Origin of the sequence: Phytohabitans aurantiacus (assembly GCF_027923225.1) — a bacterium.
Classification (GTDB): Bacteria; Actinomycetota; Actinomycetes; order Mycobacteriales; family Micromonosporaceae; genus Phytohabitans; species Phytohabitans aurantiacus.
Map to the genome: position 1 here is coordinate 1 of NZ_BSDI01000074.1, position 25,148 is coordinate 25,148.

At 71.4% G+C, this 25,148-nt stretch carries 24 protein-coding genes; 18 read left to right on the forward strand and 6 right to left on the reverse strand.

Going from position 1 to position 25,148, the window contains the following annotated elements; all coding sequences use genetic code 11:
* Positions 1-89: 89 nt before the first annotated feature.
* From QMG73_RS41165 to QMG73_RS41175, 3 genes are read right to left on the reverse strand one after another with little or no spacing between them, the layout of a single operon-like run.
* Positions 90-1,073 (reverse strand): tyrosine-type recombinase/integrase, encoded by a 984-nt coding sequence (locus QMG73_RS41165; protein WP_281904844.1) that lies wholly within the window; start codon positions 1,071-1,073, stop codon positions 90-92.
* Entirely contained in the window at positions 1,058-1,966 is a 909-nt protein-coding gene (locus tag QMG73_RS41170; protein WP_281904845.1) for a TRM11 family SAM-dependent methyltransferase, read from the reverse strand. Before QMG73_RS41170 ends, QMG73_RS41165 begins: the two co-directional genes overlap by 16 nt.
* On the reverse strand, positions 1,959-2,543 hold the full coding sequence (locus QMG73_RS41175) for a hypothetical protein (RefSeq protein ID WP_281904847.1): 585 nt from the start codon (positions 2,541-2,543) through the stop codon (positions 1,959-1,961). Before QMG73_RS41175 ends, QMG73_RS41170 begins: the two co-directional genes overlap by 8 nt.
* A 342-nt stretch (positions 2,544-2,885) precedes the next feature.
* Here QMG73_RS41175 and QMG73_RS41180 point away from each other — a divergent pair, with 342 nt between their 5' ends.
* The 7 genes from QMG73_RS41180 (at position 2,886) to QMG73_RS41210 (ending at position 12,059) form a co-directional block, all read left to right on the forward strand.
* Positions 2,886-3,677, forward strand: coding sequence for a hypothetical protein (locus QMG73_RS41180; RefSeq protein WP_281904848.1), 792 nt, complete (start codon positions 2,886-2,888; stop codon positions 3,675-3,677).
* Between the two features lie 271 nt (positions 3,678-3,948).
* On the forward strand, positions 3,949-4,302 hold the full coding sequence (locus tag QMG73_RS41185) for a pilin (RefSeq protein ID WP_281904850.1): 354 nt from the start codon (positions 3,949-3,951) through the stop codon (positions 4,300-4,302).
* A 2-nt stretch (positions 4,303-4,304) separates the two neighbouring features.
* Positions 4,305-5,720 (forward strand): conjugal transfer protein TrbL family protein, encoded by a 1,416-nt coding sequence (locus QMG73_RS41190; protein WP_281904851.1) that lies wholly within the window; start codon positions 4,305-4,307, stop codon positions 5,718-5,720.
* Positions 5,710-6,648 carry a PrgI family protein gene (locus tag QMG73_RS41195; RefSeq protein WP_281904852.1) on the forward strand — a complete coding sequence of 313 codons (939 nt, stop codon included), beginning with the start codon at positions 5,710-5,712 and terminating at the stop codon, positions 6,646-6,648. The genes QMG73_RS41190 and QMG73_RS41195 overlap by 11 nt, the downstream gene beginning before the upstream one ends.
* Positions 6,645-8,480, forward strand: coding sequence for a VirB4 family type IV secretion system protein (locus tag QMG73_RS41200; RefSeq protein ID WP_281904854.1), 1,836 nt, complete (start codon positions 6,645-6,647; stop codon positions 8,478-8,480). The genes QMG73_RS41195 and QMG73_RS41200 overlap by 4 nt, the downstream gene beginning before the upstream one ends.
* A gap of 12 nt (positions 8,481-8,492) precedes the next feature.
* Positions 8,493-11,012: a type IV secretory system conjugative DNA transfer family protein gene (locus QMG73_RS41205; protein WP_281904857.1), complete on the forward strand. Its 2,520-nt coding sequence runs from the start codon at positions 8,493-8,495 to the stop codon at positions 11,010-11,012.
* 120 nt (positions 11,013-11,132) lie between these two features.
* Positions 11,133-12,059 (forward strand): replication-relaxation family protein, encoded by a 927-nt coding sequence (locus QMG73_RS41210; RefSeq protein ID WP_281904858.1) that lies wholly within the window; start codon positions 11,133-11,135, stop codon positions 12,057-12,059.
* Between the two features lie 115 nt (positions 12,060-12,174).
* On the opposite strand, the gene QMG73_RS41215 is transcribed toward QMG73_RS41210, so the two are convergent.
* From QMG73_RS41215 to QMG73_RS41225, 3 genes are all read right to left on the reverse strand, one after another.
* Positions 12,175-13,377, reverse strand: coding sequence for a hypothetical protein (locus QMG73_RS41215; protein WP_281904860.1), 1,203 nt, complete (start codon positions 13,375-13,377; stop codon positions 12,175-12,177).
* A 79-nt stretch (positions 13,378-13,456) separates the two neighbouring features.
* Entirely contained in the window at positions 13,457-13,999 is a 543-nt protein-coding gene (locus QMG73_RS41220; RefSeq protein ID WP_281904863.1) for an NUDIX domain-containing protein, read from the reverse strand.
* Complete coding sequence (locus QMG73_RS41225; RefSeq protein ID WP_281904864.1) at positions 13,996-15,312, reverse strand: helix-turn-helix domain-containing protein; 1,317 nt, start codon at positions 15,310-15,312, stop codon at positions 13,996-13,998. The genes QMG73_RS41220 and QMG73_RS41225 overlap by 4 nt, the downstream gene beginning before the upstream one ends.
* Before the next feature lie 503 nt (positions 15,313-15,815).
* On the opposite strand from QMG73_RS41225, the gene QMG73_RS41230 reads away from it, so the two are divergent.
* The 11 genes from QMG73_RS41230 (at position 15,816) to QMG73_RS41280 (ending at position 24,887) form a co-directional block, all read left to right on the forward strand.
* Positions 15,816-16,091, forward strand: coding sequence for a hypothetical protein (locus QMG73_RS41230; protein WP_281904866.1), 276 nt, complete (start codon positions 15,816-15,818; stop codon positions 16,089-16,091).
* A gap of 171 nt (positions 16,092-16,262) precedes the next feature.
* Positions 16,263-17,438, forward strand: coding sequence for a Rossmann-fold NAD(P)-binding domain-containing protein (locus QMG73_RS41235; protein WP_281904869.1), 1,176 nt, complete (start codon positions 16,263-16,265; stop codon positions 17,436-17,438).
* 304 nt (positions 17,439-17,742) lie between these two features.
* Entirely contained in the window at positions 17,743-18,738 is a 996-nt protein-coding gene (locus tag QMG73_RS41240) for a GGDEF domain-containing protein (RefSeq protein WP_281904871.1), read from the forward strand.
* Entirely contained in the window at positions 18,735-19,304 is a 570-nt protein-coding gene (locus QMG73_RS41245) for a hypothetical protein (RefSeq protein ID WP_281904872.1), read from the forward strand. The genes QMG73_RS41240 and QMG73_RS41245 overlap by 4 nt, the downstream gene beginning before the upstream one ends.
* A complete protein-coding gene (locus tag QMG73_RS41250; protein WP_281904875.1) occupies positions 19,297-19,818 on the forward strand; it encodes a hypothetical protein in 522 nt (173 codons plus the stop codon). Before QMG73_RS41245 ends, QMG73_RS41250 begins: the two co-directional genes overlap by 8 nt.
* Before the next feature lie 218 nt (positions 19,819-20,036).
* Complete coding sequence (locus QMG73_RS41255; protein ID WP_281904878.1) at positions 20,037-21,089, forward strand: DUF4192 domain-containing protein; 1,053 nt, start codon at positions 20,037-20,039, stop codon at positions 21,087-21,089.
* Positions 21,090-21,124: 35 nt separating this feature from the next.
* The gene (locus QMG73_RS41260; RefSeq protein ID WP_281904880.1) at positions 21,125-21,286 is read left to right on the forward strand and encodes a hypothetical protein; all 162 of its coding nucleotides are present in this window, start codon (positions 21,125-21,127) and stop codon (positions 21,284-21,286) included.
* A 137-nt stretch (positions 21,287-21,423) separates the two neighbouring features.
* The gene (locus QMG73_RS41265) at positions 21,424-21,702 is read left to right on the forward strand and encodes a DUF5983 family protein (RefSeq protein ID WP_281904881.1); all 279 of its coding nucleotides are present in this window, start codon (positions 21,424-21,426) and stop codon (positions 21,700-21,702) included.
* Positions 21,703-21,842: 140 nt separating this feature from the next.
* Positions 21,843-22,673, forward strand: coding sequence for a DUF2637 domain-containing protein (locus QMG73_RS41270; protein WP_281904883.1), 831 nt, complete (start codon positions 21,843-21,845; stop codon positions 22,671-22,673).
* Positions 22,674-22,851: 178 nt separating this feature from the next.
* Positions 22,852-23,553 carry a GGDEF domain-containing protein gene (locus QMG73_RS41275; RefSeq protein WP_281904884.1) on the forward strand — a complete coding sequence of 234 codons (702 nt, stop codon included), beginning with the start codon at positions 22,852-22,854 and terminating at the stop codon, positions 23,551-23,553.
* Complete coding sequence (locus tag QMG73_RS41280; RefSeq protein ID WP_281904885.1) at positions 23,550-24,887, forward strand: hypothetical protein; 1,338 nt, start codon at positions 23,550-23,552, stop codon at positions 24,885-24,887. The genes QMG73_RS41275 and QMG73_RS41280 overlap by 4 nt, the downstream gene beginning before the upstream one ends.
* Positions 24,888-25,148 lie beyond the last annotated feature (261 nt).

Below are 25,148 nucleotides of genomic sequence, written 5' to 3' on the forward strand. Positions count from 1 at the left end.
TCGCTATCGAGCGTGCAGGCGATCTAACCGGAACCGACCGACCACGCCCGGCGTGTCAGCAAACCCGGTGAACGTTTCTGGTCAGCGCACTAGCCATGTTCGCCGACCTTCAGGCGTGCGTGGATCTGTTGGGCTCGTTCGGCGGCGGCGCTGGCTCCGTAGCGGCGGGCCATCTCCTCCGAGGCCCAGCCCAGCAGCAGCATCAGGTCGCCGGTGTCTCCTCCGGCGAGTTTCCATTCGTGGGCGAACGTGTGTCGCCATCGGTGTGCGTGGACGTGCGCTACGCCGGCCGCGAGGCCCCGGCGGCGCAGCATGAGCTTGATGCCGTTGGCGGACAGCGGTCGATCACCGCGTACGGCGAGCCATAGCCGGCGTGTTGATCCGGCGTGTCGGTGCCGGTCGCGGATGCGTAGGTACTTGCTGAGTGCGCGCCCGGTCGTAGGTCCGAACCGGACCTGTCGGTCCTTGGCGCCTTTGCCGTGGTAGCGGACGATGTCGCGGTCCATGTCGAGGTCGTCGATGTGGAGCAGGGCTACTTCGGACAGGCGGGCGCCGGTGTTTGCCAGTAGCCGCATGATGGCCTTGTCCCGCAGGCTGGTGAAGTCCCGGTCACGGCAGACGTCCAGCAGCCGTCGAGTGTCGTCGCTGTGGATGATCGGGATCATTGGCTGGGGTGTCTTCGGCTGCCGCACGTGCTCCATTGGCGACCGCTCGATCTCGCCGTCCTCGGCCAGCCAGCGGAAGAACTGTTGCAGTGCCTTGTGTTTGTTCAGCGCGGTAGCGGCGGACCGGGTCTCGATCATCCAGGCTTGGAAGCTCTCTACCTGCGCCCGCCGTACGGCGGCGGCCTCGGGCACGTCGTCGCCGGTGTTGAGGTAGCGGGCGAGTTGGGCGACGGCGAGCAGGTAGTTGTATCGGGTGGCCGGTGAGTAGTTTCCGGCACGCAGCGTCCGATCCCAGTCCCGGATGAGCGTCGCCCATCCGTGCGGTAGGTCGCGGGTCAGTTTGCGCGGTTCCACGATCCGGCCGTCGGGATCTGCGGTGTCGGTGGCGAGTGTTAGGGGCGAAGCCACCGTGGCCACCTCCTCGGCATCTGATAGATGAGGACGTCGTCGTGGATGACGGGTGGCGTCGCGCGGCGTCGTTGACGGTTGGCCCGGGCGCGGTGTGTCCACGGGTGGCCGTCGCGTAGCGCGGCGGCGCGTTCGATCAGTTCGAGGCCATGCCGCTGTGCGGCGTCGTGCGCCGGCCAGGTGGGGTCGAGGAGTTGGCCGCGGCGGCGGACGAGTCGGGTGACGATGGCGATCGTGCTGCAGGGGTGTAGCAGTGGCAGGCAGCGTTGGAGGGTGGCGTCGAGGTCGTCGGCGAGCTCGTGGATCAGTGCCGCGTTGCCGTGGTCCCTGCGGTGCGGGGACGGGGTGAGTCGGGCCGGTGGTGTGGCGATGACGAGTGCGACGCCACGACGCCAGCGTCGGGGCGCAGACAGGGTGCGGGCGTCGGCCTGAAGGACGGTGGCGTGGCCGGTGGCGCCGTGGGCGGTGGCATAGGCGAGGTTGTGGCCGGTGGCTTCCAGCCAGCGGGGGTCGTTGTCAATGGCGATGGTGTGGCGGCCGGCGTGAACGGCTTCGACGGCGGCGGTGCCGGCGCCGCAGAACAGGTCCAGCACGGTCTGTCCCGGCTGGCTGTACTGGCTGATGAGGCGGGCGGCGACGGAGGGTCGCAGCCGCGCCGGGTGGTGTGAGGTATTCGGGTGGTAGCGGCCGGCGCGTTGGGCAGCGTCCGTGCGTTGGGTGGCCGGCCTCACGACAGTGGCGGGCCCAGCAAGGGTGTGGCCGGTGTCGTCGAGGGCGGCGTACAGCGGCGATCGGGCGGCCTGTACCCATTCTGGTGTGGCCACCGGCCCGGTTCGCTGTCCGGGGTGGCGCCTGCCGTCGGTGGGGCGAGGATGGGTGGTGGCGTCAGGCACGGCCGCCTCCGGACGTGGTGAAGATCAGCAAATCTGTGTGCGGCGTCGCCTCGTCGAGCGGGTTGATGTCGGTAACGGCGACGTGCCGCGGTTGCGGCATTCCGAGGTGTTCGGCGGCACCGGTCAGGGCGTGCAAGTGGACGCGTCGCTCGATGGACGGGCCGCTGACGGCGATGACGAGGTGTCCGGTTGGGATGAGAAGGGCGCGGCAGCCGGCGAGGAGCAGGCGAGTGTCGGCGGGTGGTTGGGGCCAGCGGAGGAAGACCAGGTGTGCGGTGCCGGTGTAGTGGCGGTTGTTGAGCAGGTCGTGGCGGCCGCGTAGGCCGTGGTGTCGTCGTCCGGCTTCGGCGGCGGCGCGGGCCAGGACGGTGTCGTCGTCGATGTCGAGGACGATGTCGCCGGTGTCGGTGAGGTGGTCGAGCAGGCGCCCGGCGAGGCCAGGGGACAGCGCCGCTGTGGCCGGTGGCGGCTCGGCGTGCCAGAGCGTTGGCGCCGGAGCTTGCGCGGCGGCCAGGGACGGGCGGTCAATGCCGGAACCGGCGAAGCCGTCGGCGTTCGAAGCGGGCGGTGTTGGCATGGGCAATGGCCGGTCCGAGGCTGGGCTCGGTCCGCGTACACATCTATTAAATGCCGCTGGGAGGCCGCGATATTACGGCGTTGCGTCCATTTGTGATTGCGCGTGAGTCGATGTGACCCGCGCTTTCCGATGGTCTGGCGACCAGCATCCCGAGTCTCGGTGACGTGGGTAATCACGGGCAGCAACACCTCGATGACCTGCGGCGTCGGCTGCCACGTGCGGCCGGCGGGCGGTCGTGTGATCGCCATATGTGAGTTGGATGTGATCACGGTCGTGGCGTGATGGGCGTTCCAAGCCGTCGCGCCCCTATTGCTGGGGCGCCGCTTTCAAGGAGCGCCTTCTATGCCCAATTCAAATCGTGGCTGGTCGACGTCGGTGTTGCGCACGGTGGAGACGGTGTTCGCGTTGATGTCCGCCGACCCGACCCACCTTGTGTTGTCCGGTGACGTCTTCGGGCCGGAACTGCCGGCGGGCCGGGTCGCGGTGCGGGATCTGCGCAGCCTGCTGCTCGCGCCGCAGGTGTCCCTTGCGACGCGGGACGCGGTGTGGCGGGAGCTGATCGTGCGGGCGCGGCGAGACCGGGCAAGTCAGGACCGGGCGGGCTGGCGGGTGGCGGCAGTGTGGCTGGCGGCCCCCGGGCTGCGGCGGTGGACGTACGCGTTGGCGCAGGGTTTCCGCGGTGATGTGGAGGATCTGGAGTCGCAGATCGTGGAGGGCTTCCTGCGCGAGCTGGACCGGGTCGACGTGACTGATACGTCGCTGGCGTACCGGCTGGTGCGGGCCGGGCACAAGGCGGGCACCCGGTTGGTGTACGCGGAGGCGGCGTTCGACGGCGCCCGCTGGGCGGCGTACCGGTCGCAGACGCCGCCGGAGCCGTGGGGACATCCGGACCTGGTGTTGCTGGACGCGGTCGCCGCGGACGTGATCACCCTGGACGAGGCGAAGCTGATCGCGACAACCCGCCTGGACGGTGTCCCGATCGATCGGGTGGCGTTGTTGGCGGGGGAGCGGACCAACACGGTTGTGGTGCGGCGGCATCGGGCCGAGCACCGGTTGGCGGAGGCGATCGCGGACGGCTGGGTGTCCAACAAGATCCTCACCGCGGTCCTGGTCGCCAACGGCGCCGGGGTCTGAGCCAGCCAGGTGTGAACCGGTGTGACGGTGCGGGCCGGTAATCGGCGAGTCACACGGCGGCCTTTCACGGTTGCGGGTTCACCTTGCGGCGTCGGCCGACGGAGCCCGTTCGGGGCGCGGGTGGCGTCCGGCCGGTGGTGATGTTTCGGCCGCGTACACACACCCAGTCGATCTCACCGGAAAGGAGTCCGGTCTTGATGCCGGGCGCCGCCGGCCAGGTTGTCGCCCGCGCTTCGACCCGCGATTCGTACACCTGTGGAGGTGACCGTCCATGAGGTACACCGTTGGCCTTGCCCGCGCCGCCGTGGTGGTTGGTGCGGCGGCTGTGCTGCTGCTGGCGCCGCAGGTGGGGTGGGCGGCGCCATCACCTACGCCGGCTCCGGATCCGACCGGGGAGCTGGTGGGGGTGATCGAGCGGGCCCGGAACTGGTTGGTGGGGATCGCGTTCACGATCGCGGCGTTCTTCGCGACCTGGGGGGCGATGCGGCGGATGGCCGCCGGCGACGACCCGGGGGAGATCGAGAAGAGCAAGGCGGCGTTCCGTAACGCGTTCCTCGGCGCCGGCCTGGCGGTGTTGGCGCCGGTCCTGGTCGCGATCGTGATGGGCATCCTGGGGGTGGAGTAGCCGTGGACGGGTTCGTCGACGAGGTGATCGCCGGGCTGCTCGGTACGGTGCTGGACGGCTTGACGTCGGCGACGTTGTGGGCCCTTGGCTGGGTGCTGGATGTGTTGTCCGGGACGGTGTTCCGGTCCCCGGACGTGACGGTGCTACCGCAGGTGCGGCACGTGTCCGGGCAGGCGGAGGTGGCGGCGAACGCGGTGATGGTGCTGGCGGTGACCGCCGCCGCCGTGCTGGCGATGGTGCGTGGGGAGTCGGAGCGGTATCAGCTCAAGGAGTTGCTGCCGCGGGTGGTGGTGGCGTTCGCGGGCGCGAACCTGGGTGGGCCGCTGGTCGGGTTCGCGATCGAGGCGGCCAACGCGCTCACCGCGGCGCTGACGGCCCAGTTCGGCGCTGATGCCTCGACGGACGGTCTGCGGCGTGTGATTGCCGGCGCCGGGTCGGATCCGCGGCAGCTGCTGCTCGTGCTGGTGCTGCGGGAAGTGGTGCTGTTCCTGCTGCTGGCGTTGCTGTTCACCTGGCTGGGCCGGATCGCGGTCCTGCTGGTGCTGGCCGCAACCGGACCACTGGCCCTCGCATGTCACGCGTTCCTGGTCACCGACCCGGTTGCGCAGCTGTGGTGGCGGTCCCTGGGCGGTGTCCTGTTGACCCAGGTGTTGCAGGCCGTCACCGTGCACGTCGCGGTGGCGGTGCTGCTGGCCCCGGGCGCGAACCTGCCCGCCCTCGGCCTGCCGGATGACCCGACCGGGCTGCTGAACCTGTTGATCGCGGTGTTCGTGTTATGGACCGCGATCCGCATCCCGGCCTGGCTATCGAGGCATCTCGGGGTGGGGCAGAGCCGGGCCGCGTCGACGCTGGGCTATGTGGTGCGGGTGATCGTGGTTCAGCAGGCGTTGCGCGCCGCCGGGATCGCCATCGGAGGCCGGCGGGCCGCCACGCGGGCGGTTGGTCCGCGGTTGCCGGCGACCCACCTGCACCAGCACGCCGCCGCCATCCACATGCACGAGCACACCCACAACCACACGCATCTGGGCGGCCGCAGGGACAACCGGTACCGACGCGAGGCTGGCGACGATCCGCGGCCGGACCGCCAGGCACCGGCCGGTGCGCGGGCCCGGCCGCACAGCGGCCGTGGGCCGCAGGAAATCGGTGAGGGCGCCGGCCGCGGTGGCGGTGGTAGTGGTGGCGCGGCCCAGCGACCTCCGGCACGGCCGGTGCCGCCCCCACCGGGTGCGGTTCCGCTGCGACGCCCGGTGTGGCACGCGTACGGCGCGCGCCCGTCCGGCACCGGCTGGCCGGCCCCGGAGGCGGCCGCTCGGCCACCGGCCGCACCACGGGTTGGCGGTCGGGCGTCCGGGACGGGCTGGCCCTCGACCCCGCGGCAGGTACCTCGACGGACCGGAGGAGGCAACAGTGGACAGTGAGATGCGGGTACCCGTGTCAGCCGATATCGATCAGCCGGACCGCATCCTGTATGGGTTGACCGCGCGGCAGGTGGCGATCCTCGCCTCGGTCGGGGCAGCGCTGTGGCTGGCCTATCAGGTGTTGACGCCGGCGGTATCGCCGCTGGTCGTGCTCGTCGGCTCCTTGCCGATGGTCGCCGTCGCGGCCGTGGTGGCGGTGGGACGCCGGGACGGGATCGGCCTGGACCGGTGGGTGCTGGCGGCCGGACGGACGGTGTTGAACGCGCGTGCGCTGGTGGCGGTCGGCGCCGACATGCCGGACGCGCCGGTGTGGGCGCCCCGGCTTCGTGCGAGCTCCGGTCTGCGGATCGGGCCGCTGGCGTTGCTCGCGGACCGCATCGGTCCCGACGGCGTGGTCGATCTACGCGGCAGCGGTCGGGTCGCGTTGACCGCCTGCTCGACGGTGATGTACGGGCTGCGGTCGGCGGGCGATCGGGCGGCGGTGCTGGACGGGTACGCGCGCTGGCTGCATGGGCTGTCCACGCCGGTCCAGATCGTGGTGTCGAGTCGGGCGGCCAATGTGGACGCCTACGCCTGCGAGGTCGAACATCGCCTGGACAGGCTGCCCCAGCCGGCATTGGCTCGGGCCGCATCCGGCTATGCGCAGTTCCTGCGCTGGCTGGCCGTCGAGCGTGACCCGGTGGTGCGGCGGGTGACGGTCGCGCACCGACAGGTCGGGCACGCCGACGGGCAGGCGGTGCTGCGGCAGGCCGCGCAGACCGCGCGTGGCCTGGCGGCGGTGGGGGCGGCGACCCGCGTACTCGACGGCGACCTGGCTACCGGTGTGCTCGTGGACGCCTGCCATCCCTGGGGCGGTGGCGTCGCCGGGGTGCGTGCGGACGGGGTCGTCACCGCGGACTTGCCCGAGCGTGAGGAGGGCCCGCCATGAGGATCTGGCCGCGACGCGAAACCGCGCCGGGCGGCAGCCGAGCCGGTGGCCGGCCCGGGGATGTGGGCGTGAGCGCGGTCGTGGGCCCGGACGCGGTCGAGGTCGGTGGTCGCCGGCTGCGTGTCGGTGATGGGTGGTGCGCGACGTTCGCGGTGACCGGGTATCCGGCCACACTGTCCGCGCCGGCCTTGGAGGGCATCCTGTCCTGGCCGGGACGGCTGGATGTAGTTGTCCATATTGAGCCGATTCCGGCGGAGCGGGCGGCTACCAGGTTACGGCGGCAGCGGGTGCGGTTGGAGTCGACGCGGCGCATCGACGCGGTCCGGGGCCGGCTGGGTGATCCGCAGGTGGAGGCGGCCGCAGACGACGCCGCGGACCTGGCTGACCTGGTGGCCCGCGGCGCCGGCCGGCTGTTCCGCACGGGGGTGTATGTGACGGTGCACGCCGCCACCGAGGAGGCGCTGATCGAGGCGTGCGCGCAGGTGCGGGCGGCGGGCGCCTCGATGCTGCTCGAACTCAAGCCGGTCACCTGGCGGCAGGTGCAGGGCTGGACCAGCACACTGCCACTCGGCACGGATTCGGTGCGGATGTGCCGCACGTTGGACACCGGCGCCTTGGCCGCGTTGCTGCCGATCGCCAGCCCGGACCTGCCGGCACCGTTGCCGGGTGATCCGGAGCCGGCCCAGGCGCTGCTGTACGGGTTGAACATCGCCTCGCCGGGGTTGGTGATGTGGGACCGGTGGTCGCTGCCGAACCACAACTCGGTGATCCTGGCCCCGTCGGGCAGCGGCAAAAGCTTCCACGTGAAGCTGGAGACGCTGCGCGGGCTGTACTTCGGCGTCGAGGCGCACGTCGTGGACCGGGAGGACGAATACGTGGCGTTGGCCCGGCACGTCGACGGCGCCGTCGTCCAGCTCGGCGCGCCCGGGGTGAAGCTAAACCCCCTGGACATCCCCGCCGGTGATCGGCGCCCGGACGCGTTGCTGCGGCGGGCGTTGTTCCTACACACCGTTGTCGCCGTGATGACCGGCCAGCAGCTGCCGCCAGCGGAGACGGCGGCGTTGGACCAGGCGATCCTGGCCACCTACCGGCGGGCGGGGATCACCACCGACCCGGCCACCTGGGGTCGGCCGGCGCCGCTGCTCGCCGACCTGCATATGACTTTGGCCGCCGGCGACCAGGCCGGGCAGACGCTGGCGGCGCGATTGACGCCGTGGGTGTTGGGCAGCTTCGCCGGCCTGTTCGACGCACCGACCACCACCCGCCCGCAAGGGCAGCTGGTCGTGTGGTCGCTGAGGCAGCTGCCCGACGAGCTGTCCACCGTGGGCACCCTGCTGGCATTGGATGCGATCTGGCGGGCCATCGACACCCCACCGGCCCCTGGCCGGCGGGTGCGGCGGCTGGTGGTGGTTGACGAGGCGTGGACGATGCTGCGCCAGCCGGCCGCGGCGTTGTGGCTGTTCAAAATGGCCAAGGCGGCCCGCAAGCGCAACGCCGGGCTGGCGGTGATCAGTCAGGACATCGCCGACGTGTTGGGCAGCGACCTCGGCAAGGCCGTCATCAACAACAGCGCCACCCAGATTCTGATGGGGCAGTCGCCGCAGACCATCGACGCCGTCGCCGACGCGTTCGCCCTATCTGACGCCGAGCGGCAACTGCTGCAGGGCGCGGGACAGGGGGTGGCGTTGCTGGTGTCCGGGTCGGTGCGGGTCGGGTTCGAGGTGGTCGCCGACCGCGACGAGTACCCGCTGGTCGCAACCGACACCCCGGCCGAGGCTTCGCGTCCCACCGCGTCGCTGGGATCCGCTGTCGATGACGCGGACCTGTTCTGAGGCGGTGTGACGATGCGCGCCATCACCCCACTTCCTACCCCACAGGTCCCGGACCCGGGCCAGCTCCTGGACTGGCTGGCCGGGCATCGGTGGCAGGCCGCCACGCTGGTAGGTGCGGTGCTGCTGGCGGCGGTGTGCCGCTCGGTCGCACAGCTGGCCTTGTCGCGGTGGCGGCATCGGCGACTGGTCCGCGGCGCCCGGCAGGTGACGGTGCTGCCGCCACCGCAGGTCGACGACGCCGGCGCGGCACAGTTCTGGGCGGCCGTGCACGGCACGCTGCACCGTATCGGCTGGCGGCGGCTGGTGTACGGGGTGCCGCACCTGGTGTGGGAGTACCGGTGGTCGGGTCGGCAGCTGGTCATCGCGATCTGGGTTCCCGGCACCGTCCACGCTCGCGTGATCGCTGGCGCGGCGGCGGCCGCGTGGCCCGCTGCGACGGTCACCGTCGATGATCCGGGCGCGCCGGTCCCGGCGGGCGGATATGCGGCCGGCGGCGCTCTGACCCTGGCACGGCCGCAGGTGTATCCGCTGCGGATGGTCCACGATGTTGATCCGCTGCGGCAGGTGGTGGCGGCCGGCACCGGCCTGGCGGCCACCGAGCACGCCTGCGTCCAAATCCTCGCGCGACCGGCCGAAACGCGACGGCTGGTACGGGCACGTCGCGCCCTCGCCGGGTTGCGTAACCCAGCCGGCCACGGCGGCGCGGTCGTCGGCGGGCCGCTGCGGGAGCTGGCGGGGATGGTCACGCCCCCAAGCGGTTCTCGCGGCCGCGGTAACGAGGCGGTGCGGCGAACCGACCCGGTCGCGGAACGGGACCTGCGCGCCGCCGCCGACAAGATGACCACCGGCCCACACTGGGAAGCCGCGATCCGATACACGGCCACCCGCGTCGAGCACCGCCGGCAACTGGTCGATACCGACAAGCGGCGCGTCGACGCGCTCGCCGCGGGGATCGCGGCCGCGTTCGCCGTGTACACCGGCACGAACCGGCTGCACCGCGCCCGCACCCTGCGCCCGGACGTCGCGGCCGGCCGACGGCGGCACCGATTCGGGTTCCTGCTGTCCACACTGGAGCTCGCGGCATTGGCTGGCCTGCCCACCGATGTGGCCGTACCGGGCCTGGACCGCGCGCGGGCCCGGGCGGTGCCAGCGCCGGTGCGGGTGCCATCCGGTGGCCGCAACACGATCCGGCTGGGCCGCGCACAGGTCGGCGGCCACGCCGTCGCCGTCTCGGTAGCGGACCTGCGCCACCACGCGCACATCATCGGCAGCACCGGCAGCGGCAAGACCACCGCCCAGCTGAACCTTGCCCTGTCCTACATCAAGGCCGGCCTCGGTGTGGTCGTGGTCGAACCCAAGGGCGACCTGATCCAGGACATCCTGGACCGGCTGCCCGCGCAGGCCGCCGAACGCCTCGTCCTGCTGGACCCGGACCAGGACCCGCCGCCGGCGTTCAACCCCCTGGAAGGTGACGACGACGATTTGATCGTGGACAACATCGTGTCGGTGTTCGGGAAGATCTACGCCCGGCACTGGGGTCCACGTATCGACGACATCCTGCGCTCAGCCCTGCTGACGCTGCTGACCCGCGCGAACCCGATGCTGACCATGGTGCCGCCGCTGCTGAATGACCGGCAGGTCCGCGCCGACCTGACCCGCCAGTTCACCGACCCGGCTGGACTGGGCGGGTTCTGGACCTGGTACGCATCCATGCCCGAAGGGCTGCGGGCACAGGCGGTCGGGCCGGTCCTGGCCCGGTTGCGGGCGATGCTGCTGCGCCGGTTCGTGCGCCGCGTCGTCGGCCAACCCAAGTCCAGCTTCGACATGGGCGAGATCCTCGACGGCGGGATCCTGCTGTGCCGGTTGCCTAAGGGTGTGCTTGGCGACGACACCGCCAGGTTGTTGGGCTCGTTCGTGGTCGCTTCGGTGTGGCAGGCTGCGACCGCCCGCAGCGCCCAACCGGAGCACACCCGACGCGACGCCGCTTTGATCATCGATGAGTGCCAGAACTTCCTGAACCTGCCCCGCTCCATTGAGGACATGGCGGCCGAGGCCCGCGGCTACCGGCTATCGCTGATCCTTGCCCACCAAAGCCTGTCGCAGCTGCCGCGGGAGACGGCGGCGGCGATCTCCGCCAACTGCCGCAACAAGCTGTACTTTACCTGCTCACCCGAGGACGCCCGCCCACTATCCCGGCATACGGTGCCGGAGTTGGACGAGCACGACCTGTCCCACCTGGACCGGTACACCGCCGCCGCCCGCCTGGTCGTCGACGGCCGCGAGACGGCCGCGTTCACCCTGGCCACCGACCCGCCGCCGGCGGTGGTGGGGGAGGCGACCGCGATCCGCCGCCGCTGCGCCGAGATCACCACCGAACGCCTGCCGACCGGGCGGCCGGCCAACGCCCAAGTGGCCGGCATCCCGGCCGACGGTGACCTGCCACCCTCCGGCGGCCGGCGGCGCCGCAACGGCAGCGGGCGCAACGGCAATGGCCGCCGCCGCGATGGCGGCAACGGTCAGCCGTCCCAGTAGCCGAGCCGGGCGGCTGGGGCGGCGGCAGGGCCGGCAGGAGGGGCGGCGGGCGGGGTAGCGGCGTGCTGCTACCCCTGTTGCCGGGTGCGGTGGCGGTAACACACCTGGAAGGAGGCCCTCATGACGCGACCGCCCGTGGCGCGACATCCCCCTGCGGGCGATTCCCGCCGCACCCCCTCGACGGTGTTGTCGGTGCTGGCCCGGCTGACCGACCGCGATCTGTCCATCGTGGACTGGCTGGACCGGCATGGCGTGTTCACCACCGACCAGCTCACCGCCGCGTTCTTCGGTGCCGCCTCCACCGCCAGTCACCGGCTGCTGACCCTGCACCGGCTCGGCCTGATCGACCGGTTCCACCGGCCTCGCCCCGCCGGCGGCTTCAGCCCGTGGCACTGGGTCATCGGCCCACTCGGCGTCCAGCTGGCCGCGGCCGCCCGCGGCGAGAAACCACCGTCGGCCAAGACGCTGCGGGAGCGGCACGCCCGGCTGGCCCGCAACCCGGCGCTGGAGCATCACCTGGCCGCCAACCAGTTCTTCATCGATCTGTACCGCCACGCCCGGCACCATCCGCGTGCCTGGCTGCTGCGCTGGTGGTCGGCGCGCCAGACAGCCGACGCGTTCCATCAGCGCATCCACCCTGACGGGCACGCCCTCTGGCGCGAGTCCACGCCGGACGGGACTGTCACGGTCGGGCTGTTCCTGGAGTACGACACCGGCACCGAACGCCCCATCGGTCGCCTGGTCGACAAGCTCCACCAGTACGAGGAACTGGCCGGCGACGGCGGACCCGCCTACCCGGTGCTGTTCGTCCTACCCTCCGCCGACCGCGAGCATCGCCTGCACGCCGTCCTGGCCGCCGGCCCGGCTCGGACGGTGCCGGTGGCCAGCACCGCACGGTCCGGCGAGGACGCAGTCAGCCCGGTAGGACCTGTCTGGCTCCTGGCCGGTCAGGGATATCGACGGCGGCTGATCGAGCTTCCGTCGCAGCACGGTCGGCCCGGCAGCCTCTACCGCGGCAATGGCCACAGGCTGGAGCCCGAGCCCTGACATGCGGGCGCCGACGGTGCGGGCTTCCTGCGCCCGAGGCGGGTTCCGGTCCGGTGGCCGCGCCCTTGGTCGCGGCCGTTGACCGGTGCGGCCGTGGTCTTGTTTGATCGCAGGACTAGGGGCCCGGTTCCCGGAAGGCGGAGAGGGCTTGGTCGCGGTGGGTCGCTTCGACCGGAAGCAGGGTCAGCGCCGCGGCGACGACGAGTCCGAGTTGGATCCCGCCGACCGTGGCGGAGTCGGCTGCGATGCCGGGCAGGTGGGGCAGGGCACCGGCGAGGGCCAGCAGCGCCGCTGCCGCGCCGGCCTTGCGGCCGAACCGGGCCAGCGCGGTCTGTGTCCGCCCGGTGGAGCCGTCCGCGGGTGCGGCGGCCCAGGTTCCCCGTGCGAGGTCCGCGACCAGCGTGGCGGCCTCAGCACGGACCTGCGTGTACGCGTCCGGGCCGGGCTCGTGCAGCAACCGGTTCTGTAGGGCGCGGAGCTGGGCGGCGAGGTCACGTGTCAGCTGTTGGGTCTCGACCACGACCGCCCTACCCAGGTTGAGCTGCCGGGCGGTTGTGGGCAGCTGCCGTTCGATGAAGGTGATCAGGACGTTCATCCATCGGATGAAGTTGCGGCGGTAGCGCGGATGCCGGTTGGTCGGGGCCGCTTCCCGCAGGGCGTCGACGAGCAGGAGCAGGTGGACGGTGGCGAGTTGGGATGGCAGCGGGTATCCGCCCCACCACAACGCCAGCGGCCAGATGAGGCGGTCCCGGAGGGTGATCAGGGCGGAGAGCCGCACGATGGTGAGCGCCACGGTGACCGCCGTCGTGGCGAGCGCCGGCTGGACGACGCGCCAGCTGAGCAGGTCCCGCCACGGTGTGACCAGCCACCAGAGGGCCAGGACGACGACGGCGGCCACGGCGACGAGCCCGAGCTGGAGGACGGTCACCGTGTCCTGCTGGCGGCCGTACGCGGCGGCGATGCAGCCGAGCAGCACGGCGTACAGGACGGCGCTCGCCGCCCGCTCGGTGGGCTGGTGGTCGGCGATCAGCGAGACCAGGATCCACGCCGGAGCGCCGAGCAGGACCAGCGCGGTCAGCACCCGGGCGGCACTGTAGATGTGCCACCACCGCGACCCCACGGCTGCCGCGCGCTGCGCCGCGAACTGCCGCAGCATCGGCCGCAACAGCGCCCGGGTCTGCTGGTCGAGGTCGTCGAACCTCGCCAGCTCCCGCACCGAGTCCTGGTAGGGCTCTCGGACGCCGGCGAGCGTCCGGGACAGCCAGCGATTCCGGTACGCGGCGCGCAGCCGGTCGAACAGGGATGCGAAGCTCAGCACGCCTCACCTTGTACCGCACAGTCGCCACCTGAAGGTTCTTGTGCGTCACGTGGAGCCCAATTCGTCGAGATGCCGGCCACTAGGTGGACCTCCGCCTCGTGCCGGCGGTGTACCCGTCTTGTAGGTACTGGACATGCCCGGTCTTGAGCGCTTGCAACGCGGCTGCGACTCGCCGCCACACGTATGGCCGTAGCCGTTCGCGTGCTTCAACCTCCGTGCAGAATTCGAACGTGGCCAGTTCGTCGTCGCGGACCCGGGGACTGGTGTGCTGTTCTGCGGTGAGTTGGCCGCCGTCGAAGATGAAGGCGAGCAGATCGTCCCACTGGCCGTGCGGCGACACCCAGTCCACGCAGAGCAGCCTGCTGACGGGCAGGTCGAGTCCGAGCTCTTCGCGTAGTTCCCGTTGCGCGGCCAGGTGCGGTGGTTCGTTGGCCTCGGCCATGCCGCCGGGTGTGTCCCAGTCCGGTTTGTATTTCGGGTCGACCAGCAGCAGGCGTCCGGTGTGGTCGCGGACGAGGACGTCGGCGCTGACGCGTTTGCGTGGCTGTTTGGCGTTGCCTTCGGCGAGGTGGGCTCGCCACGCCTCCGGATCGCGTTCGTACAGCGGAACGTCGGGGCTCACGCTTGCCCCCGGTGCGCTGAACGCGAGTCGTATCCGTCCGTCAGCCAGCGGTAGAGCCAGGCACGCTCGTTGAGCACGTCCACGAGACGGGCCAGGAATTCCTTCACGACCGTGGTGTCCCGGTACGGGGCCAGCAGGCGTTGAAGATCGCTCAGCTGCTGACCGATCAGCCCGGACCCCAGTTGCTGCGTGGCGTCCAGCACTTCGTGGGCCACCGCACAGGCCGCCTCCACCCTGCCCCGGGCGATGAGGATCGTGACCAGCAGCAGTTGCCCGAACGCGCGGCTGCGGACGCGGTCAGTGGGCCGCAGCGCGATGATCCGCTCGGCCTGCCGCTGTGCCTGGCTCAGGTCGCCCAGTTGGCGCAGGCACCGGGCGGCCTCGCTGGCCAGCGAGGCTTCGTCGAACGGGCTGATCCACGGCGACTGCTGGTCAGCTGGCATACCAGCCAGCGTGGTCTCGGCTCGGCGCAGGAGCTGCACACACTGCTCAGCCTGTCCGAGCGCGGCGAGGCCGCGGGCCTGCATCGCCAGCAGCCGGCCCTCCAGCGCCGGGTGCCGCGGTCCGTCGGCCAGCGCCTGGCCACCCTGTCGGGCGTAGCGGATCGCCTCGTCGGCCCGGCCCCGGTGGTTCGCCAGATGGCTGAGGCTGGCTAGCACCTGCACCTGGAACCATCGTTCTCCGCCGAGCTTGGCAAGGTGTAGGGAGCGGCTGAAATGCCGGCCGGCGGCCTGGTCTCGGCCGGCGTCGTGGGCCATCCATCCAGCCATCTCGGTCAGCGCGGCAGCGGCCGTGAACAACAGCCCGTCGTCGGGTTCCTGCTCGGCGCCGAACAGTTGCGGTGCAACCTCGCTTTGAAGGTACTTGGTCACCGTGGCGTACAGGTGGCCGCCGCCGACCTGCCGGTCTGCCGCGCGGAAGGAACGCATGGCCCCGACATGCTCGACGCCGGAAACGTGGTCAAGATTCGGCGGACTGGCCTGAGTGGGTCGCTCACGGTCTCCGGCTGAGGTGGTCTGGGACGCACCGGGGCCGGGATCGGCGTAGGCCAGGCCGAGCAGGCCGCGGTCAATGTTCAGGCCGCCGGCGATCCGCTCGATCACCTCGTAGGACGTGATCTGCTGCTTGCCCTGGGCCACCGCCCGCACGCGGGTCTCGGTCAGGCCGGTGGCGCTGGCGATCGCCGCGCGGCTCCAGCCGCGGGTCTTGAGGAACCGGAAGACCGCGCCAAGGTCACGGATGGCGAGCACCTGCTTGACCGGACGGTCCTCGAAGCTTCCGTCGGTCCACCACGATGGCTCCGCTACTTTCACCAGTCCTCCCGCACGGTCATATGACGAAACGTAGCGGCTTGAGAGTCGGCGTGCGAGGCCGTCACCCGAACGCCCCACGCCTTGAACGCCGACTAACAGAGCCTGCGCTTACACCGAATCACACGCGCTCACAGCGACCATACGGACGCCCGCGCCGCCCGTATGGTCGAGCAAACAACACCCTTTATGAACGCGTCAGGCGCACGTCGCCCGGGTTCCCAGGACGTCGAGGTCGCATCCGCACACCCGCCGTTGGCCGGTCTGCCGCGACCCTTTGATGTCCCGCCGCACCTCACCGGCGGCCTCGCTGACGCCGGACGGCTGCCGTCTGATCCAGCCATGTGGCAGGAACTCCCTGCGTCGGCCAGTGACCGACTGGTAGTCGCCGCAGATGCGGATCGCATCGCGTCGGACAGCACGCCATCCCACGCCTGGACCGGACCGGTCCTAGCGATCGTCCCCAAGTCTGGTCCATCTGGACCTTTAAGGAGAGGAGATCTTGGTTGGCAGAACGCTACGAGTTCGTGGACGCGAACGCTGACATCGTGCTCTACCCGCCCGGCACCGAGATCGGCGTGGAGCCGATCGCCGGGTACACGGTGGTCATCGGTGATCCGTGGGCGACCGCGCTGGCCGTGGAGGGCTCGTTGCCGCAGCTGGCGGCGTTCGCCGAACGGCTGCTGGCATCGGTCCGTCGTATCGAGGCCGCCACGATGCCGAACACCGATGGCGAGGCGACGGCTGCGTCCACGTTTGACCGCGGCGGTCGCTTCCTGTAGCGCCGTCCGCATCCCGTCGGCCGCCGTTTCGGTGGCCTGTTGCTGTACCCCGTTCTGATCGCACCTGTTGTTGGCCGTTGCCCGGCCATTCGCGCCTTTCTGGCGCGCCCGCCCGGGCACGGCCGCACGGCTGTGTCCGGGTTTCCCATCTCTTTGTTGAAAGGGAACCCGATGAACGTTGCGCTGTGTTCGACCATCGGTCAGCCGCGGATCGCGGTGGTCGGTGGGTCGCTGACCGGACCGGTGGCGGCGCTGCTGTTGCTGCAGGCCGGTTTCGACGACGTCGCGGTGTATGAGGCCGCACCCGCGGCCGTGCCGCGTGGCGGCGGCCTGATCGGCGTGGAGCACTGCTCGCTGGACATCCTGGAGCGGCTCGGTATCGAGCAGTCCGAGCTGGTGGCCTACCCGTCGGAACTGATTGTGCGGATGAGCGTGCAAGATCGCTGCCCGGCCAACGCGGTCACCTACGTGTACCCGGGCCGCAACACCACCTGGACGTTGCTGCATCAGGCCGTCACCTGCCGCCTGCCCCGTCGGATCGTCCACACCGGACATCAGGTGACCGGCATGGACGAGGTGGCGCGGCGGCCGATGCTGCACTTCGCGAACGGCCAGCAGGCCGCCGCCGACGTGGTGGTGTTCGCCGACGGCCGCGCCTCGATCGGGCGGCGTTTGCTGGACCCGGGCCGGCGGCTGCGTTACGCCGGCTACGTGGCACACCGCGGCACCGCCGCGGCCGGTGATGTTCAGCAGCCGGATTTCCTGCGGATGGAGCCGTGCCCGGGTGTGCAGTTCAACATCGCCCCGGTACCGGAGGGTCTGGATTGGACGTTCTACCTCAACGCGAGCGTCCAGGAGTACGTCGACTGGTTCGGTGCCCTGCCACACCAGCGGCTGTTCGCCCTGCCGCAGCACGTCTCCGAGCGGGCGCGAGCCGCGGTCGACGCGCACGCTGCGGTGCTGCTGCCACCGCAGCAGGCGGCGCTCGTGGAAGCCACCACCGTGCGGATGGCGGTGCCGGTGATGGACATCGACCCGCCGCGGCAGATGGTGTGGCCGGTCGGCGACGGGCATGCCGTGCTGTTGGGCGACGCCCTGGCTCCGGTGCGCCCTCACACCGCCCGCGGCGCGAACAACGGCATCGAGCAGGCCGCCGGCCTGGCCGTGGCACTGCGCCAGCACCACCGGTACGGCGCGGACCTAGCCGGCGCGCTGAATGGTTGGCAGCGGCGGCATCTGCCGGCGGCGGTCGCGGCGGTGCGACTCGGCCCAGTCATCGGCGGCCGGCTCGGTCTCGGAACCGGCACTGCCGGGTGGATGTGCGATACGGCGCGGGCGGCGGTGTAGCGATCGCTGGCGACATGATCGGCCGCCGCGTTTGGGCGTCGGGCGCCAGGTCGACAACACCGGCTGGGTTAGCACGCCGGCCAACGACGTCCCGATCCGGTTGGTCGTCGGCCGACGACACGTAGATCTTGCACCGCTCACGCGAAGCCTGTTCCACCTCGCGGAGGACGTCGGCGAGGTGCTGGATGGCTAGTCGGCTTCGGCCTGGCCGCCATCTCAATCCCATTGTCTCAGAACAGGGGCGGTCCGGCGCGTCGCGTTGGCCGCCCCGGTGTTCGCATTTGAAAGGAGCACCTGTATGCGCATGTCAAACACATCGGCGGCAGCACCGCCGCGGTCACCACGGCGGTGGCGTCGCGCGGCCGCAGCGGCGGTCGTCGGGTTCCTGCTCGCGGGGTTCGTCACCGTCGGCATCGCCGCGGCCGTGCACATCACCGCAGCGGCCGTGTTCGGTGCCGGGTTCCTTGTCGTCGTGGCCGCGTTGGCCGGCTGTCAGGTCGTTCAGCGCCGCTGGGAGGTGGCCGTATGGCGCAGCGTCCACCAGGACCGGTTGACCGGCCTGCCGGACCGGGCGGTCGCCGAGCAGATCCTGGATGCCGCGCACCGGGCCGGCAGCACCCTGGCGGTCGCGTTGGCCGATGCCGACGCGCTCGGGGCCGTGAACACCATGGCCGGCTACGCCGCCGGTGACCGGTACCTGTGCGCGGTCGCGGCCCGGCTGGCCGCCGGTGCCCCACCCGGGGCGGTGGTGGCGCGGCTCGGCGGTGACGACTTTGTCGTTATCGCACCCGGCAGGCAGGCCACGACGCTCGCGGCGGCGGTCACCGCGGCGCTGGCCGAGCCGGGTCCGGTCGCCGGCACGCTCATGCTGCGGGCCAGCGTCGGGGTCGCGGCCGGCTCTGATGCCCCGCGGGTGGTGCTGGCGCGGGCGGACGCCGCCCTGAGTACCGCCAAGCGGACCGGTAACCAGGTTCTGGTGTACGACTGCGACCGGGACGGTTGGCTGGTCTCGGACGATCCACGGCCGACGATCCGACGCCGCGACCGCCGGCCGGCCGACGCGGTCCGGTGGGTGCCTGACGCGGGCGCCGGTACGGGTTGGCTGGTGTGTTCGGCCACGGACCTGGCCACGACGGTGCGGGCGCTGCGCACCGCCCGGGACTGGTGGGCCGGGGTATTGGCCGGTACCGGCAGCGTCGCCGGTCAGCCGACCCCGACCGCGCAGGAGGCTATGCGGCACATGGCCGCCTACCGGGACCTGGCCACCCGGATCGCGGCGGTCGCCGGGGATCCGACGTGAGCGCCGGGCCGGTGGTACGGGTCGTGCGGCGGCGTGCGGGCGACCTGCGGTCCGGTGCGGTGATCCGGCTGCCGGAGCGGGTCCTGGTGCCGGTGCCCGCCGAGACGACCGCCGACGGGCAGGTGCGGGCGTGGCGGTGGCAGGTGTGCCAGACGGTGGATCTGCCCGGCGCGGACAGGTGGCGGCACGTGTACGGCCTGCTCGACGTGGACGGCGCCGCCGGAGACGTCGAGGGGATGCTCGCCGCCCTCGGTCCGCCGTTCACCGCGTTGCGGATCTCCGCCCACGAACCCGGGGCGGCGGCGGTGGTCACGGTCCTGATCGTCGCGGTCGATGCGATCGACCTGGTCGACGTCCAACAACCCGACGACGACCATCCGGTCGGCGTGGCCGGGCCGGCGGCCGACCGGTACACGCTGGTGGGTGTGTGGCGGGACGGGCGGATGCTGCCGGTCGGGATCGTGCCCGGCGAGGCCGAGGTCCGCACGGTGGACGCGGACGAGCCGGTGTGGACTCTGCCGGTCCAGACGGTGACCACGGACCGGCGCGGCGATGAGCGTGGCTGAACCAGACGCCGGACCGGGCCACGATCCGGCTACCGATCCGTCCACCGATCCGCCGGCGGAGCTGATCGCGCATCTGGCGCCGCGCCGGCAAGCGATGGTGCGGCGGCTGGCCGCGCTGGCCGAGCCCACCGGCCGGCTGCGGTCGTATGCGGCGTTCGCGTTCTGGACGCTCGCCGGCGGGGGAGCACGGCGTGCGTTGGACGCGGCCGCGCTCACACCGGCGCAGCGGCTGGCGTTCCTGGCCGCCGCCCACCACGCCGACCTCACCGGCGGTGAGCCGGTGACCGCCGCGAGCGTGGCGGGCCTGACGGCCCTGCCGGTGCACCACGCGCAGGCCGCGCTGCGCCGGCTGGCCCGGCGCGGATGGCTGCGCACCACCGTGGACGGTGCCGGTGGCGTAGCCGCCGCGTACCAGATGCCGGCCGCCGCGCACGCGTTCGTCCGCGACGCGGTCGTGGAGGATCCGCGGCTGCTGGGCGAACCGCTCATCGAGGTCCTCACCGACCGCACCTGATTTCGCACCACTGACCACAGTGGAGCCGACCATGCCGTTCGGTTCATCCGAGCCCTGTTGGGCGGTGCCACCGCCCGCCTCGGCGCGGGGCCCGCCCTTTGCGGCCCTCACCTGATCCGCCGCCTCGCGCGGCACCGGCACATCCCGTTTGTCGTCCTGCCGGCGGCCCGCGCGACGCGTGCGGGCTGCCGGCTCCTGTCTATGTACAAGGAGCCTTGATGTCCATCCCTGAAAAGCCCGACCGTGAGCGTCCGTTGAAGCTCGCGTTGTCCTCCATCGAGGACCTGCTCGGCGCGGTGCCGTACCTGCTGGGCTTCCAGCCCACCGACAGCATCGTCGTGGTGGCTATCGCCGGAACGCATGTCGTCACCGGGGTCCGTGGCGACCTGCCCGCCCCCGACGCCCCCGCCGGCCTGGTACAGGCCGTGGCCGCGGCGTTGGCCCACCGGGCACTGACCGGTGGCGTCGACACCGTCGCCATCCTGGGCTACGGGCCGGCGCACGCGTTCGACCCGGTGGCCGCCGTCGTCCGCGCGGTGTTCAGCGAGCACCACACGGAGATCCTGGAGGTCGTGCGGGTCTTCGACGGCCGCTACTTCTCCTACCTCGACCCCGGCCCTGACGACGGCGTCCCGTTCGATGCCGCCACCAGCACGACCGCGCGGCTGGCCGCCCACCTCGGCGGGACCGTGTTCACCGACCGCGACGAGCTCGTCGCCAGCATCGCCCCGGTCACCGGCGCGGACCGGGAGGCGATGAGCCGGGCCCTGGCCGCCGCCGTAGAGCGGCTGCGGCTGGTGAAGGACACCGCCGGCGCCCCCGGTCTGTTCGCCGCCGGCCGGCAGGCGCTGCACAACGCGCTGGCCCGCTACCGGGCCGGCGGCCGGCTCGACGACGACGAGATGGCCTGGCTGATCGTGCACCTGTTCCACCCGGGCATCTGCACCCTGGCCTGGCTGCACACCGACACCTCCGCCTGGCAGGAACACCTGTGGCGCGACGCCACCCGCCGCGCCGACCCCGAAGTGGTCGCCCCGGCGGCCAGCCTGCTGGCGTTCGTCGCCTGGCGGCGCGGCCACGGAACGCTCGCCGACGCGGCCGTGCAACGCGCCCTGCAGGCCGAACCGGACTACCGGCTCGCACTGCTCATCGACCGCGTCCTCACAGTCGGGCTGCCGCCGTCCGCGCTGGACGGCTGGCCACCCGCGCAGGTCCTCGACGCGCTCGACCCCGACCTCAGCGATCCCACCAGCGAACCCACGACCGACTGACCTCATAGGACAGACCTAGGCAAGGAGATTGTCCGGTGGCCAAACACGAACAGCCAGAAGACGCCCGAGCCCGGTACCGGCGGCTGGCCCGCCACGCCCTGCACCCATTCACCCACGTCGCCGCACTGGTCGGCCTGCACCTGGTCGCCGTCGCCATCCTGGAGAAGACACCACTGGTGGACCTGCTCCTGCACTGATCCCACCGATCGCACGTTCGACGCCCCGGCACGGCGCAAGCCGTGCCCGGGGCGTCTGTCCATACCCAACACCGGTGGCGCTTGGACGCCATCCGGCGCCGATGGGAGGGCAGCACTACCCACCCTTGGAGGTCTCGATGATCCGCAAGCTGCTGTACCTGTCCACCGCTCACCTACCCGAGGACCTCGGTGCTTTCGGCCTGGATACAGCGCCCGACGTCGTCGCCTACGGCACCGATACCGGCTGGCTGCTGTGGGTTCCCGACGACCCAGACGTCACACGCATCACGACCACGGACCCGGCACCCCGGGTAGTACGCGCCATCCAGCAGTACGCCCGCCGCCTCGGCTGCGACTACGTGCTGTTCGACGTCCACGCCGACATCGTCGACGGCCTGCAGACATGGGACTGGTAGCACCGGACGCCCCGCGCCGAACACTCGACTCCTTCATGACACTGTCCACACCCGACTGTACGGATGGCGACTCCCGCCACGCAGCGCCTGTCATCGGGCGCGGCCGGAGCGCGTACCGCCCATCGCTAAGGAGCGTTCCTATGTCCTCCATAGCGCGCCGGCCAAGCAGGGCCGACCGCGCCACCCGCGGCCTCGCCGTCACCACCGTCACCGCGTTGACCGGGCTCGGCGTCTACGTCTCCTACCGGCACATGCTCACCCTGGCCCACCGCCACGGAGTGCACGGCTTGGACGCCCACGCCTTTCCACTGTTCGTAGACGGCCTCGACCTCATCGCCATCCTCGTCCTGCTCGCCGACCGACGCAACCATCGCCACAGCGGCCCTCTGCCCTGGACCGTGCTGGTGCTGGGCGCCGTCGTAAGTCTGGCCGCCAACGTCGCCGTCGCCGCCGACAACTGGATCGCCCGCGCTATCTCCGGCATCTCCGCCGTCGCGCTCCTAGCCGCGGCGAAACTACTCGCGCACCTGTTTGACTCCAGCGTCGCTTTCGAACCAGTAGCTGGCGCGGCGCCTATCGAGCAGGTTGACCCCCAACCTTCATACGATCACGAAAACGGCGAGGACGAACCGCGGGTCGTCACCGTGGATCCGGTTGGCCGTCAGGGGCGACGATGGCTCTCTACCGACGCGAGCCGCCGTGTGCCCACCACGCCCGACGCATACGCCCGGTGGCGGCACGTCTGGCACGCCACTAAGCACCTGCACGCGGCGACCGAAGACGCCGCCCGCACCCACCGGGTCTCGCTGCGCACCCTGCAGTTCATCCGTGCCGCCGGACACGACGGACTGCTCGACACGCCGCCGACGGCGCCTGGCCACCGTCCGTCAGCGGGCGCTGATCCGACCCTCGACCGCGACGCGTCGGCACCGTCTGAAGCCCACCAGCCGTTGCCCGACCGGTCGCAGTGAGCCGCTGTAGCGCTGCCGCATCAGATCGACGCGCCGCTCGGGCAGTGATCTGCCCGGCCAGACGGCCTATCTGCTCATTCAGCTCGCCCGGTGGCGGGCTTTCGCCGTTTATGGGCCCGGGACGCCCGCCTAGGAAACGACGCGTCCCGGGTTCCTCCATCGCTGGAAGGAATCCCTAGTGTCTACCTTGATTCGACTCGGCGCCACCGCGGTGCTCGGGTTTGTCGTCGGATGGCTGACCGCCGCCCGGCGTGTCAGTGACCTGAACGCGATGTTGCGCGTGGCCGACTACCTGGCCGGTCACGACCGGCTCACCGGCCTGCCGAACCGGTACGTGGCCGCCCAGGCGTTCACCGGCTGGGAGGTGATCGGGCAACCGATCACGGTGGTGTTGCTGGACCTGGACGGGTTCAAGCAGGTCAACGACGTTCACGGCCACTATGTCGGCGACGAGCTCCTGCGGGTGGTCGCTGAACGGCTCGCTCCGATCGCGACGGCCCGGGGTGGTCTGGCCGCTCGGTTGGCCGGCGACGAGTTCCTGATCCTGCTGCCCAGCCAACACGATGCAGACGTGCCGATCGGGCAGATCCTGGCCGCGGTGGCCGAGCCGGTCGTGCTGCGCGGCGACGAGGGCACCATCGTCATCGCCCCGCGGGCCAGCGCCGGAATCGCCGCGTTCGACGGCGAGCACGGCACCTTCGACACCCTGCTGCACCACGCCGACGTCGCTCTCTACCACGCCAAGGGGAGGCAGGGTGGCTTCCGCACCTATCGGCCGCCGATGCGGATGCCGCGCAACGCCAGCCGGCACGGCCCTCGCCTGCGCGACACCCGGCGACACGCCGCGCCGGGCCAGCAAGACGGGCCGGTGGACCGGTGAGCGCCGGGATGCCGGACGCCGGCCGGCAGATGGCCTGCCGCGTCTGCGCCCGCCCGCTGAACCGGTACGTCGACCTGGACACCGGCAAGGCCAGCTACCTGCACCCCCTGGACATGCGCGGCGCCACGATGCCGGCGCATGAGCCGGAGCCGGTGCCGGCCGACCAGATCGACACCGACCACGTGTGCGACTTCTGCTCCGACCGCAAGATCGTCTACGCCTACCGGGTCCGGCCGGTCGAAACCGTCATGGACGGGCCAGGTGGGCGGCTGGTCCAGCACTACGGCAGCGACTGGTCCGCCTGCATCGACTGCGCCCACCTGCTCGAGGCCGGCGACCTGAACGCCCTGCACGCCCGCATCATGCGAAACGGCGGGTTCCGCGAGCGGCAGGTGGCCGACCAGCTGCGGCTGTTCCTGCGCGACGTGTTCGCGGGTCTGCGGCCGGGACGGACGGTGCTGGCGATCGGACGGTGGGAGCCGGTACCGCTGCCCGCGCCGATCCTGCCCAGGGTCCGCGACCGGCTGGCCGACCTGCTACGCGGCCCCGACCATCTACCGGCCGACCTCGACGCACCGGACCTGCGTGCCCGGCTCGCGGACGGCCTGCGGACGGCGCACCTGTACTGGATCGACCCGCAGTTCACCGACCTGGCCGTGCACGCCGCCGAAGCCCTGCCCGACAGGCCCATCACCGCGCACCCGCCGGCCCCGCACGGCCTGATCGCCTGGGCGGGGCCAGTCGGGCAGCGGAACGACACGGTCGCCGCGACCTGGACCACCGGCCCCGACGGTATCGACATCGTCGGCTACCGCAGCATCGGCGCCGGCTTGGACGGGGCGAGCCTGCAGCGGCTGCGTGAACAGGTCGGCTGGCTCACCCCGCGGTCCCACCGGCACATGCCGGCCGGCACCCCGGTCGATGCGGACGATTCCACCACTGCCGTTGTGGTGGCCACCTGGCTGCTGATCGCCCAGAAACTCGCCGAAACAGTCGAGTCCGATGTGGACCGGTCAATCCGGCGGGCGTACCAGCGCAGTGGCCGGCCGGCGCCGCAGGTGCGGCTGGTCCGCATCCGCGGCACCGCACCACTACCCGCCGCCTCCGCCAGCGCGCCTCGACGAAGCGGCGACGCGCCCACCGTCGAGCGCACGTACCGGTGGTGGGTGCGTGGACACTGGCGCAACCAACCGTATGGGCCTGGCCGCGCCCGACACCGGTGGATCTTCATCGACCCGCAACTGCGCGGCCCGGACGACAAACCCATCAAGGCCAGCACCACCGTGCGCATCCTCGGCACCCACCAGCAACCGCCGCACACGAACGACGGGTAGAAATAGAAACCGCGTACAGCGCGAGGGTGAGAGCACCGTCTCTCACCCTCCGCTGTGACTTTCAGTTGTAGTTGGCACCAGCGCGACATGGTGGGCTGCGATCTCGATCGCTTCTGTCAGTGGTTGTTGGCACCGCTTTTCCGCCGCACTTGGCACCTATCGGGTTTTCAGCGTTGTTGGCACTCGTTCGGCGCGTCGCCGCACGGATATCGCAGCGATCGGATTCGATGGCATGGTGGCGACTGGCGAGGGCCGCTTGGA

Coding starts and splice junctions, on each gene's coding strand:
- QMG73_RS41175 (WP_281904847.1), bottom strand. CDS start 2,543: ATGCCAACACCGCCCGCTTCGAACGCCGACGGCTTCGCCGGTTCCGGC.
- QMG73_RS41180 (WP_281904848.1), top strand. CDS start 2,886: ATGCCCAATTCAAATCGTGGCTGGTCGACGTCGGTGTTGCGCACGGTG.
- QMG73_RS41185 (WP_281904850.1), top strand. CDS start 3,949: ATGAGGTACACCGTTGGCCTTGCCCGCGCCGCCGTGGTGGTTGGTGCG.
- QMG73_RS41200 (WP_281904854.1), top strand. CDS start 6,645: ATGAGGATCTGGCCGCGACGCGAAACCGCGCCGGGCGGCAGCCGAGCC.
- QMG73_RS41205 (WP_281904857.1), top strand. CDS start 8,493: ATGCGCGCCATCACCCCACTTCCTACCCCACAGGTCCCGGACCCGGGC.
- QMG73_RS41210 (WP_281904858.1), top strand. CDS start 11,133: ATGACGCGACCGCCCGTGGCGCGACATCCCCCTGCGGGCGATTCCCGC.
- QMG73_RS41235 (WP_281904869.1), top strand. CDS start 16,263: ATGAACGTTGCGCTGTGTTCGACCATCGGTCAGCCGCGGATCGCGGTG.
- QMG73_RS41240 (WP_281904871.1), top strand. CDS start 17,743: ATGTCAAACACATCGGCGGCAGCACCGCCGCGGTCACCACGGCGGTGG.
- QMG73_RS41255 (WP_281904878.1), top strand. CDS start 20,037: ATGTCCATCCCTGAAAAGCCCGACCGTGAGCGTCCGTTGAAGCTCGCG.
- QMG73_RS41265 (WP_281904881.1), top strand. CDS start 21,424: ATGATCCGCAAGCTGCTGTACCTGTCCACCGCTCACCTACCCGAGGAC.
- QMG73_RS41270 (WP_281904883.1), top strand. CDS start 21,843: ATGTCCTCCATAGCGCGCCGGCCAAGCAGGGCCGACCGCGCCACCCGC.